Genomic DNA, 12289 nt, shown 5'->3' with positions numbered 1-12289 from the left:
ACCGAACCTCAGCGATGAACCACGCCAGGCAGTACGCAGAGCATCTCGTACAGCAAGTTGGCGCCCAGCAGCGAGGTGTTGCCGGTGGTGTCGTACGGCGGCGAGACTTCTACCAGATCGCAACCCACCAGGTCGAGGCCCTGGCAGCCGCGCACGATTTCGATCGCCTGGATGGTGGTCAGCCCGCCGATTTCCGGGGTGCCGGTGCCAGGGGCCCAGGCCGGGTCGATGCCGTCGATATCAAAGCTCAGGTACACCGGGCCGCCACCGACTTTCTCACGCACTTCAGCCATCAGCGGTGCCAGGGATTTGTGCCAGCACTCTTCGGCCTGGACCACGCGGAAACCCTGGTTGCGACTCCAGTTGAAATCGTCGGCGGTGTAGCCCTGGGCCCGCAGGCCGATTTGCACCACGCGGTCGCAATCGAGCAGGCCTTCTTCCACGGCGCGGCGGAAGGTGGTGCCATGGGCGATTTTCTCGCCGAACATGTGGTCGTTCACATCGGCGTGGGCGTCGATATGCACCAGGCCGACCTTGCCGTGTTTCTTGTGGATCGCCCGCAGGATCGGCAGGGTGATGGTGTGGTCGCCGCCCAGGGTCAGGGGGATGACGTTGTGTTCGAGGATCTTGTGGTAAGACTCCTCGATGATCCGCACCGCGTCCAGCAGGTTGAAGGTGTTGATCGGCACGTCGCCGATGTCGGCCACCGACAGCGAGTCGAACGGCGCGGCGCCAGTGGCCATGTTGTAGGGGCGGATCATCACGGATTCGGCGCGGATCTCCCGCGGCCCGAAACGAGTGCCGGCGCGCAGGGAGGTGCCGATGTCCAGCGGCACGCCGACGAACGCAGCGTCCAGGCCGGCAGCGGTTTGCAAATGGGGGAGTCGCATCATGGTGGCGATGCCGCCGAAGCGCGGCATTTCGTTGCCGCCCAGTGGTTGGTGAAGAATCTTGTCCACGGGTAGGGCCTCATCGTTGTTTTACTTATCAGGGGCCGATTCTGCGAAAAGCCGTTGCCGTGAAGAATCGCTGGGGGCAAATACTTAGTTCAGATTTTTCTAAACTAATGGCGGGCGGGGCGATAGACTTCGCGGCAGCACGGTCCCCCTGTTTGGATTGGGAAATAGTGGCCCCTGTGGCGAGGGGATTTATCCCCGCTGGGGCGCGAAGCGGCCCTAAAACCTGAAAGCTCGGTGTGTCAGGAAAATGGTATTGGGGCTGCTTCGCAGCCCAGCGGGGATGAATCCCCTCGCCACAAAGTTTGCATTGACTCGATTGTATGGAGCCCCCAATGGCCAACGCTCTACCCGACCTGAAACTGCTGCGCATTTTTGTCAGCGTGGTCCGGCACCAAGGGTTCGCCAATGCCCAGCACGAGCTCAACCTGTCCACGTCGGCCATCAGCACCTACATGAGCCAACTGGAATCGGCCTTGGGCCTGGTGTTGTGTCATCGCGGCCGGGGGGGCTTCAGTCTGACCAGCAAGGGCGAGCTGTTCCATCAGGAAACCTTGCGCCTGCTGGGCGAGCTCGAAGGGTTCGAGCAGTACGCCGCCGCGCTCAAGGGTGAGCTGCGCGGCACCTTGAACCTGGGGGTGATCGATTCCACTGTCAGCGACAAGGCCCTGCCGTTTGCCGAAGCCATTGGCGCCTACAGCCAGGAGCATCCGGCGGTGCATTTGCACCTGTCGGTCATGAGCCCTTATGAGTTGCAACTGGGCGTGCAGGATAATCGCCTGGACCTGGCCATCGGTGCGTTTTCCACGCGCATGAGCGGGCTGGTCTACATGCCGCTGTACCGTGAGCAGCACTGGTTGTACTGCAGCAACCGCCACCCGTTGTTCAACGAGCGGCGCATCCCCGAGCAGGTCATCACCCAGCAACGCATGGTCGGGCGCGGATACTGGAGCCAGGCCGAACTGGCCCGCCACGGTTTCAAGCACAGCGCGGCGACGGTGGAGAGCATGGAGGCGCAGTTGATCCTGGTGTTGTCCGGCGCCTACGTCGGTTACCTGCCCGAGCACTACGCCCAGGCCTGGGTCGACAAGGGCGACTTGCGCGTGCTGCTGCCGGCGACCTTTGGTTATCAGGCGCCGTTTTCGATGATCGTACGCCGTGGTCGTAGCCGCGAGCCGCTGATCCAGACCTTCCGCGATTTGCTCAAAGCTCAACTGAATCAGGCCTGACCATGTCCAGAATCCATTGTCCGCGTTGCCACAGGCCGCAAAGCCATTGCCTGTGCTCGCTGATCCCCAGCCTCGACAGCCGCACCCGCGTCTTGCTGTTGCAGCATCCCAGTGAAGTGAACCATGCTTTGAATACCGCCCGGCTGGCGGCATTGGGACTCAATAATGCCGAGTTGATCGTGGGTGAGGTGTTCGAGGATTTGCCCCGGTTGCTCAATCAACCGGGGTATCAGGCGCGCTTGCTGTTTCCCGGCGACGAGGCGCAGCCGTTGCAAGCCTATGTCCTGTCCGATGAGCCGCTGCTGTTGGTCGTTCCCGATGGCACCTGGCGCAAGGCGCGCAAGTTGCTGCACCTCAATCCCTTGTTGGCGGCGCTGCCGAGGGTGACCCTGGCCGAAGGTGGGGTGTCCCGTTATCGCTTGCGCAAGGCGCCCGGGCCGGGGGCGTTGTCGACGGTGGAGGCGATTGTCCAGGCGTTGCAGACGCTGGAGGCGCCGGCGAGTTTCGAGGCGTTGTTGAGGCCGTTCGAAGCGCTGATCGAGGGGCAGATTGCGGCGATGGGGGAGGAGACTTACCAGAAGAACCATGGAGAGGTTTAGAGGCCCCTGTGGCGAGGGAGCTTGCTCCCGCTCGGCGGCGCAGCCGTCGTAAAACCTACTGGCGCGGTCTGTCTGATACAGCGAGGTGAATGGTCTTGGGGATGCTTCGCAGCCCAGCGGGAGCAAGCTCCCTCGCCACAGGGGTTAACCATGTCCCCGGACCAAACAGGCGAGTCAAATCCAGATCAGCGCTCGCGCATCGCCTCGGTCCGCGCTTTCAACACCGGCTTGAGCAGGTAATCCAGGACACTTTTCTCGCCGGTAATGATATCCACTGTCGCCACCATTCCCGGAATGATCAGCAAGGGTTTGGCATCCCCGCCCAAATGGTTTTTGTCGGTGCGCACCTGGATCAGGTAGAAGCTGTTGCCCTTGTCGTCGGTGATGGTGTCGGCGCCGATCAGTTCGAGCTTGGCGCTCAGCCCGCCGTAGATGGTGTAGTCGTAGGCGCTGAACTTGACCATGGCTTTCTGGCCCGGGTGCAGGAACGCCACGTCCTGGGGGCGGACCTTGGCTTCGATCAGCAGGTTGTCTTCCAGGGGCACGATTTCCACCATGTCGTTGCCTGGCTGCACGACGCCGCCGATGGTGTTGACCTTCAGTTGCTTGATCACCCCATGCACGGGCGAGACCACCGTAGTGCGTGTCACGCGGTCGTCGATGGCGATGCTCGATGCGGTGATTTTCGACAGTTCGGTGCGTTTCTCGTTGAGGTCCTTGGCTGCTTCGGAGCGAAAGGTCTGTTCCGATTCGTCGATCTTGCTCTTGATCTCGTTGATCGCCGATTCGGCTCGGGGAATGGCCAGGGTGGTGGCGTTGAGCGAGCCGCGGATTTCCACCGCGCTGCGTTTGAGCCGCAGGATCTCCACCGGTGATACCGCCCCGGTGCGCACCAGCGGGGCGGACATGTTCATTTCTTCTTGCAGCAAGGCCAGGGCCGAGCTGAACTGGCCTTGCTTGGAGCGAAACTCCGCCAGCTCCTGGGTCTTCTGCCGCAGCTGTTCGGTCAGGGTCCGTTGTTCACTGGCCAGGCGCCGCTGGCGTTGTTCGTACAGTGAGCGCTCGTCCTCGGCCACTTGCGGGGCCTTGGCGATCACCTCGGCCGAAAGATTGAACGGCCGGCCCTCGGCCTCGGCCGACAGACGCTCGACCTGGGCGGTCAAGGCATAGCGGTCGGCTTCGCTCTCGCCCTTGTTCGACTGATATCGGGTGTCATCCAGGCGCAGCAGGGTGTCGCCCTTGTTCACCATCTGGCCTTCACGGACGAAAATCTCGGTGACGATGCCGCCCTCCAGGTTCTGGATCACCTGGATCTTGCTCGACGGAATCGCCTTGCCTTCACCGGTGGTGACTTCCTGCAACACCGCCAACTTCGCCCAGACCAACCCGGTGACGATCAACCCGGCGGCCAGCCACACGGTGACCCGCGAGCGCCGGGGCGAATCCTGCAGCGTGGCGCCGGCGGTTTCTGGCATGAACTCGCTTTCGGCGCTTTTGCTGAAACTGCCGAAGTAGCTTCGAGCGGTTGAATCCGGTGTTTGGGCTGACATGGAGCGGTACCCGTCGGTTAAGTGAAGTGGAGCCGGTCGCTGCTTTTTAGAAAAGAGCGGGTGCTGCTTTTAGAAGAGAGCTGGGCGCTGCTTTTTGTGGCGAGGGAGCTTGCTCCCGCTCGGCGGCGAAGCCGTCGTAAAACCTGTCGAGGCGGTCCGTCTGACACAATCGGGTGAATGGCTTGGGGGCTGCTTCGCAGCCCAGCGGGAGCAAGCTCCCTCGCCACAGGTGTTGTGGGGGCTGTTAAACCGCCGCCGTCCCCACCCGTCCCTTGCGCAACGCATCGATGACTGCTTCCTTCGGTCCATCCGCCACGATCCGTCCGTTGTCCAACACCACCAAGCGGTCCACTAGGCTCAGCATCGAGGTGCGGTGGGTGACCAGCAGCACGGTCTTGCCCTGTACATGGGTGTGGAGTTTTTGCCGCAGGACGTCTTCGCTGCTGTTGTCCATGGCGCTGGTGGGTTCGTCCAGCAGCAGGATCGGCGGGTCGAGCAGCAAGGCCCGGGCCAGCAGCACGGCTTGGCGCTGACCACCGGAAAGCAACTGCCCGCGCTCGCCCACCGGGCGGTCGAAACCTTGGGGATGTTGGCGCGCCAGTTCGGTGACACCGGTCAGTTCCGCCACTTCCAACATGCGCGCGTCGCTGATGTAACGGGCGCCCAAGGTGAGATTGTCCCGCAGGCTACCGGCCAGCAGCGGCAGGTCATGGGCAACGTAGCCGATCTGTTGGCGCAGGTCGGCGACGTCCAGTTGCCGCAGGTCCAGGCCGTCGAGCAGCAACTGGCCTTCCTCCGGCGCATAGAAACCCATCACCAGGCGCGCCAGGGTGCTCTTGCCCGAGCCACTGCGACCGATGATCCCGACCCGTTCGCCGGGCTTGAGGCTGAAGCTGATGTTCGCCAGTGCTGGGCTGCTCTGGCCGTTGTAGTGGAAGGTCACGCCGCTGACGTCCAGCGCGCCCTGCAACTGGGTGCGATCCAGCGGCCGTTGTTTGGCATCGCGTTCCTGGGGCAGCGCCATCAGGGCATCGGTGCTGCGCATGGTGAGCTGGGCTTGCTGGTAACGGGTGATCAGCCCGGCGATCTGCCCGAGCGGGGCGAGCACCCGGCTGCCGAGCATGTAGGTCGCCACCAGCGCGCCGACGCTGAGGTTGCCGGCGATGATGCTGTAGACCCCGGCGACGATGGTCGCCATGCCGGCCAGTTGTTGCAGGAACAACGTGCCGTTGGTCGCCAGAGCCGAGAGGTTGCGCGCGTGGCTGTCCAGGCGGGTGAGGGCGCCGTGGGTGCTTTCCCACTGATGCTGGCGCTCGCTCTCGGCGCTGCAGGCCTTGAGGGTTTCCAGGCCGCCGAGGGTTTCGATCAGCAGAGCCTGGCGCTGGGCGCCGAGGGCCAGGCTTTTTTGCACGGTGTCGCGCAGGCGCACCTGGATGATCATCGCGAAGACAATGGTGATTGGAAACGCCACCACTGGAATCACCACCAGCCAGCCGCCCAACAGGCCGATCACCACCAGCATCAGCAGGGCGAAGGGCAGGTCGATCAGGCTGGTGAGGGTCACCGCCGTGAGGAATTCGCGCAGGCCCTGGAAGTCGTGGATGCTCTGGGCGAAGCCGCCGATGGTCACGGGCTTGGCCTTCATCGCCATGCCGGTGATGCGCTCGAACAGGGTGGCGGAGAGAATCACGTCGGTTTTCTTGCCGGCGGTGTCCAGCAGATGGGCGCGCACCACCCGCAACACCAGTTCGAAACCGGTGCCGATCAACAGCCCCACGGCCAGCACCCACAAGGTCGACGTGGCCTGGTTCGGCACCACGCGGTCGTAGGTCTGCATGACGAACAGCGGCACCATCAGGCCTAGCAGGTTGATCAGGAAACTCGCCAGGATCGCGTCGCTGTACAGCCAGCGCGACAGTTTCAAGGTGTCGCGAAACCACGCCTCGACCCGCGGCACCAGGGGCGCGCGCAGGTCTTCGAGTTCATGGCGCGGCCGGGCGAATAGCGCCTGGCCGCTGTAATCGGTGGTCAATTCCTCGCGGCTGACCCACTGCTCGCCGCCATCGGCTTCGCTGGGCAGGATCAGTGCCTTGCCGTCCTCGCCCCAGCGCCGCAATACCGCACAGCGGCCCCCCGCCAGGATCAGCATCACCGGCAGGTTCAGGGGGGAGATGTCCGCCAGCTCACGACGCAACAGCCGCGCCTGCAAGCTTGCCCGGGCTGCTGCGCGGGGCAGCAGGTCCAGGCTCAAGCGTTGGTGCGCCATAGGGAGCCCGGCGCTGAGGCTGGCGCGGCTGACCGTCGCGCCATGGAGTTTGCAGAGGATCAACAGGCCGTCCAGCAAGGGATCATCGAAGTTCAGGCGCGGATCGACGCCAGGGGTTGTGGGTTCCATGCTGGTCACAGTGTTCGCTCCCATTTTTTTTCGAGGGGGCTACTTCAGTTCCGGCAGCCGTGCCTGGTTCTTGACTTCGGTCTGCGCGACCGCATCGGCCGGCAGCACGATCCGTTGTTTGTGCAACAGCAGGCCCATGTTCGCCAGCACCCGGTACATCGAGTATTCCTCGGTGTAACGCACTTCGGTGTAGCGACGGTTGGCGTTGTACAGCTCGTTTTCGCTGTCGAGCAGGTCGAGCAGGGTGCGCTGGCCGAGACCGAACTGATCCTGGTATGCGGCGCGCACACGGGCGGTGGTGTCGGCGTACTCGCGGGCGGTGGGGGTCTGTTTGCGGGCGTTGAGCATCGCGTTCCAGGCCAGGCGCGTATCTTCGTTGAGCTGGCGCAGGGCGTTGTTGCGGATGTCCATGGCCTGGTTGATCTGGTGGGCGTTGGACGCCAACCGCGCCTTGTCGCTGCCACCGCGGAACAGGTTGTAGTTCATCACCACGCCGACCCGCCAGTTGTTGTCGTGGCCTTCTTCGCCGCCGAGGTTGTTGTTGGCGCCCACCGCCGCCTCGGCGTCGAAGCGTGGATAGAACGGCGACTTCGCCACTTCGTACTGGCTTTCGGCGGACTGTATGTCGGCCTGGGCCGATTTCAGGTAGGGGTTGTTATCCACCATGCTTTGCTGGGCTTCGCGCAGGTCGGCGGGGATTTCGCCTTTGGTCGAGGGCGGTGTCTCCAGCTCATCGGGCATGCGTCCGACCACGCTGTAGAAGTTGGCCTCGGCGTCGGCCAAGTCGACCTGGGCGGTGTCGTAGTTGTTTTCCGCCAGGGCCCGACGGGCATTGGACTGGTCGGAGTCGGCCGTACTGCCCACCCCACGCTCGGTGCGCAGGCCGATCTGGTCGTTGACCCGCAGGTGCGCCTGCAGGTTGTTCTTGGCCAGGGTCACCAGCTCGCGGCGCTTGAGCACTTCCAGGTAGACCTCGATGGTGCGTAGCGCCAGATCCTGGGCGGTGCCCTGGGCGTAATAGGCTCGGGAGTTGACCACGCCCTGGGTGCGGTCCACTTCATTGGCAGTGTTGAACCCGTCGAAGATCATCTGCCGCAGGCGCAGCTCCGATTGGGTATAGGTGAGGATGTTGGTGTGGTGGTTGCCCAAGGCCCGGGTGTTGGTGTTGTCGCTATAGCCACGACCGTAACCGGCATTCAAATCCACCGATGGGAAAAAGCCCCCTCGGGCGACCTTGACGTCTTCATTGGCCGACAGACGGCTGTCCACCCGTTGTGCCAGCTCTGGGTGAGTGGCAATGGTGCTCTGGATCGCCTCGGTCAAGGACATTGCCTGCGCCTGAGAAGAGCAGGCCATGGCCAGTAAAACCGCGCTGCAGAGGGGGGTTAGAACGCGCATGGGGTGCATCTCCTGAGGTCTGTAGTGCTTCGCTTGTCGCCAAAATATTGACGTATTAAAGATCAAAACCGTTTCAACCTTGTAACAACACAGCTAAGAACATCCTGAGCAAAACCTAAGAAGAATTTCTCATAAGGCTTATTCCGAAAAAAACTTATGAGCTTGAAAAAAACCGGCACATTGTTCAGAGCGAAAGCCTTTTAGTTTGCGGGTTGCGACGGCTTTTAGGCGTCAATAAAAGTTCCATGCAAATTTTTAAACGATGTGAAGAAGTGTCGAAAGAGCGATCTGTGAAGTGGGTTTTGGTGACGGTTTTTTGTCGTTTTGGCGAATTGCCAGCACCTTCTGCTTTCACGAAAGCTGGCAGATTTTCCAGCTTTCTGGATTGCCAAACCTGAGGACGGATTCTTCACCCAGACACGTGCCGATTGCGGTCGGCAACGGAGGAAATGCACATGGCAGCGCTCATCGGAATCGTCAGCAAAATAGTCGGGCAAGTATTCGCAGAAGCGGCCGGTGGCCTGCGGCGGCCTCTGGTCGAAGGCGATCGGCTTTATGCCGGCGAACACCTGGTCACCGGTGCCGAAGGGGCGGTGGCTGTTCGTATGCAGAACGGCCAGACGTTGACCCTGGGCCGCGAAAGCAACCTGACCCTGACTCCGCAGTTGCTCGCCAACCATGCGCCGCATGTCGACACGCCTGACGCGGCGACACCGAGTAACGCGCAACTGACCGATGTGCAAAAGCTGCAGCAAGCCATCGCCGCCGGTGCCGACCCGACCCAGACCGGTGAAGCCACGGCCGCCGGCCCCGAGGGTGGCAACCCGGGGGGCGTGGGCGGTGGGCACAGTTTTGTGCTGCTGGAAGAAGTTGGCGGGGAGGTCGATCCGCAGATCGGTTTTCCGACGGCCGGGTTCAACGGGATTCCCGAGTTTCCACAACTGCGCCTGGCCGGTGATCCGGACAACACGGGCGACGATGCAACCGTGCCGCCGGTGACACCGGATAACCCGGTGACCCTCGACGGGGTCAATGTCGAGGGCGGCGAACTGACCACCAACGAGGCCAATCTGGCCGATGGTTCGGCCAGCAATCCGGGGGCGTTGGTGCAAAGCGGCACCTTCACGGTTTCCGCGCCTGACGGGCTGAGCAGCCTGAGCATCGGCGGCATCAACGTGATCACAGGCGGCGTGCCCACGGGCTTCCCGCAAACCATCACGTCGGCGCTGGGCAACACGTTGACTATCACTGGCTATGACCCGGCCACAGGAGTGGTCAGTTACACCTACACCCTGACGGACAATGAAACCCATCCTGCCGGCGGTGGTGCCAACAACATTACCGAGCAGTTCCCGGTAGTGGCCGTCGACACCGACGGCGACACGGCCACCGGCACCCTGGACGTCAACATCACCGATGACGTACCCCAGGCGATCGACGACAGCCACGCCAACACGGCGTCGGAAACCCTGGTGACCCTCACCGGCAACGTATTGCCCAACGACCATCAGGGCGCCGACCGGATCCCCACCGGTCCCGACAGCGGGCCGATCATCGGCGGCACGTTCACCGGCACCTACGGCACCCTGGTGCTCAACCCCAACGGCACGTACACCTACACCCTGAACACCAGCGACCCGCAATTCGTCGCGTTGCACGGCGGGGGCAGCGGCACTGAGACGTTCACTTACACGCTGACCGACGCCGATGGCGACACCAGCACCGCGAACCTGGTGCTGCAAGTGCACAACAACGACGACCCTGTGGTGTTGGTGGGCCTTGATGCCGAGGGTGGTGAGCTATCGCTGCAGGAAAAAAATCTCAGCGACGGTAGCAGTCCGGATGCATCGGCGCTGACTCAAAGCGGCACCTTTACCGTGACCGCGCTGGACGGTGTGCAGACCTTGAGTGTGGGTGGAATCAACGTCGTCACCGGCGGCGTGGCGGCGGGTTTCCCACAATCGATTACCACTGCGTTGGGCAACACGCTGACCATCACCGGCTACAACGCCAGCACGGGCGTGGTCAGCTACAGCTACACCTTGCTGGACAATGAAACCCATCCAAACGCCAACGGCGCCAACAGCCTTAATGAGCAATTCGCCGTAGTCGCCACCGACGATAACGGCACCACGGCCAACGGCAACCTGGACGTGAACATCGTCGATGACTTGCCCAAGGCCGTGGACGACAGCAACGCCAGTACGGCCTCGGAAACCCTGGTCACCCTGACCGGCAACGTATTGCCCAACGACACCCAAGGTGCGGATCATGTGGCGTCCGGCCCCATCACGCCCGGCACTTTTACCGGCACCTACGGCACCCTGGTGCTCAACGCCGACGGTTCCTACACCTACACCCTCAACACCGCTGACGCCGATTTCAAAGGCTTGCATGGCGGCGGTAGCGGCAGTGAAACCTTCACCTACACCCTGACCGACGCCGATGGCGACACCAGCACCGCGAACCTGGTGCTGCAAGTGCACAACAACGACGACCCGGTAGTCATCACCGGCCTCGACACCGAAGGTGGTGAGCTGTCGTTGCAGGAGAAAAACCTCAGCGACGGCAGCAGCCCGGACGCATCGGCCTTGACTCAAAACGGCACGTTCACCGTGACCGCGTTGGACGGTGTGCAGACCCTGAGCGTGGGCGGCATCAATGTGGTTATCGGCGGCGTGGCGGCGGGTTTCCCGCAATCGATTACCACTGCGCTGGGTAATACGTTGACCATCACCGGCTACAACGCCAGCACTGGTGTGGTCAGCTATAGCTACACGCTGCTGGACAACGAAGCCCATCCCAACGCCAACGGCGCCAACAGCGTTAGCGAGCAATTCGCCGTAGTGGTCACCGACGATAACGGCACCACGGCCAACGGCAACCTGGACGTGAACATCGTCGACGACTTGCCCAAGGCCGTGGACGACAGCAACGCCAGTACGGCCTCGGAAACCCTGGTCACCCTGACCGGCAACGTATTGCCCAACGACACCCAAGGTGCGGATCACGTGGCGTCCGGCCCCATCACGCCCGGCACGTTCACCGGTACTTACGGCACCTTGGTGCTCAACGCCGACGGTTCCTACACCTACACCCTCAACACCGCCGATGCCGATTTCAAAGGCTTGAATGGCGGCGGCAACGGCAGTGAAACCTTCACCTACACGCTGACCGACGCCGATGGCGACACCAGCACCGCGAACCTGGTGCTGCAAGTGCACAACAACGACGACCCGGTAGTCATCACCGGCCTCGACACCGACGGCGGTGAGCTGTCGTTGCAGGAGAAAAACCTCAGCGACGGCAGCAGCCCGGACGCATCGGCCTTGACTCAAAACGGCACGTTCACCGTGACTGCGTTGGACGGTGTGCAGACCTTGAGTGTGGGCGGCATCAATGTGGTTATCGGCGGCGTGGCGGCGGGTTTCCCGCAATCGATTACCACTGCGCTGGGCAACACGCTCACCATCACTGGCTACAACGCCAGCACCGGTGTGGTGAGCTATAGCTACACCTTGCTGGACAATGAAACCCATCCCAACGCCAACGGTGCCAATAGCGTTAGCGAGCAATTCGCCGTAGTGGTCACCGACGATAATGGCACCACGGCCAACGACAATCTGGACGTGAATATCGTCGACGACTTGCCAACCGCTCATGCTGATTCCGCCTCGGTGGATGAGGGTGGGACGGTCAGTGGCAACGTCCTGAACAACGACGAAGGTGGTGCCGACGGACCGGCTGCGAGTGGTGCCGTGATCGGTGTGCGTGCGGGCAACGACACCTCGACTCCGGCGATTGGCGGCTTGAACACCCAGATCAACGGCACCTACGGCTACCTGACCCTGGATGCCAATGGCAACGCCGTCTATCACAGCAACCCGAACACCGTCAGCGCCCCGGGCGCGACCGATGTGTTCACCTACACCGTGCGTGATGCCGATGGCGACGAAAGCACTACCACCATCACCATCGATGTCCACGATATCTGCCTCGTCGCCACACCCGACCATGAAATCAGCGTCTACGAAAAAGCCCTCGACCTGAACCAGGACGGCCAGGACCTGGCCCCCGGGACTGTCACGGGCAGCGCCCCGAATGCCACCAGTGAAACCGCCAGCGGCAGCCTTGTCGGCTCGATCAGCGGTGCCGTGGGCGC

Annotated in this window: 7 protein-coding genes; 3 read left to right on the top strand and 4 right to left on the bottom strand. The window is 62.5% G+C overall.

Annotated features, from left to right (window positions below; all coding sequences use genetic code 11):
- Positions 1-8 precede the first annotated feature (8 nt).
- Complete coding sequence (speB, locus tag BM300_RS07035; RefSeq protein ID WP_003198979.1) at positions 9-959, bottom strand: agmatinase; 951 nt, start codon at positions 957-959, stop codon at positions 9-11.
- Between the two features lie 332 nt (positions 960-1291).
- Between speB and BM300_RS07030 the strand changes: the two genes are divergently transcribed.
- Together BM300_RS07030 and BM300_RS07025 are read left to right on the top strand one after the other, a co-directional pair.
- The gene (locus BM300_RS07030; RefSeq protein WP_003184133.1) at positions 1292-2185 is read left to right on the top strand and encodes a LysR family transcriptional regulator; all 894 of its coding nucleotides are present in this window, start codon (positions 1292-1294) and stop codon (positions 2183-2185) included.
- Between the two features lie 2 nt (positions 2186-2187).
- Positions 2188-2784, top strand: coding sequence for a tRNA-uridine aminocarboxypropyltransferase (locus tag BM300_RS07025; protein WP_092224821.1), 597 nt, complete (start codon positions 2188-2190; stop codon positions 2782-2784).
- A 185-nt stretch (positions 2785-2969) separates the two neighbouring features.
- On the opposite strand, the gene BM300_RS07020 is transcribed toward BM300_RS07025, so the two are convergent.
- The 3 genes from BM300_RS07020 to BM300_RS07010 form a co-directional block, all read right to left on the bottom strand.
- A complete protein-coding gene (locus BM300_RS07020) occupies positions 2970-4334 on the bottom strand; it encodes an HlyD family type I secretion periplasmic adaptor subunit (RefSeq protein ID WP_072341479.1) in 1365 nt (454 codons plus the stop codon).
- A 244-nt stretch (positions 4335-4578) separates the two neighbouring features.
- On the bottom strand, positions 4579-6738 hold the full coding sequence (locus BM300_RS07015) for a type I secretion system permease/ATPase (RefSeq protein WP_092462468.1): 2160 nt from the start codon (positions 6736-6738) through the stop codon (positions 4579-4581).
- A gap of 30 nt (positions 6739-6768) precedes the next feature.
- Entirely contained in the window at positions 6769-8127 is a 1359-nt protein-coding gene (locus BM300_RS07010) for a TolC family outer membrane protein (protein ID WP_092462404.1), read from the bottom strand.
- A gap of 455 nt (positions 8128-8582) precedes the next feature.
- On the opposite strand from BM300_RS07010, the gene BM300_RS07005 reads away from it, so the two are divergent.
- Positions 8583-12289 (top strand): retention module-containing protein (locus BM300_RS07005; protein ID WP_139232344.1); only part of this gene is annotated, 3707 nt, incomplete at its 3' end.

Origin of the sequence: Pseudomonas sp. NFACC46-3 (genome assembly GCF_900114515.1) — a bacterium.
Taxonomy (GTDB): Bacteria; Pseudomonadota; Gammaproteobacteria; order Pseudomonadales; family Pseudomonadaceae; genus Aquipseudomonas; species Aquipseudomonas fluorescens_Q.
This window is presented reverse-complemented; position numbering and strand designations above follow the sequence as displayed.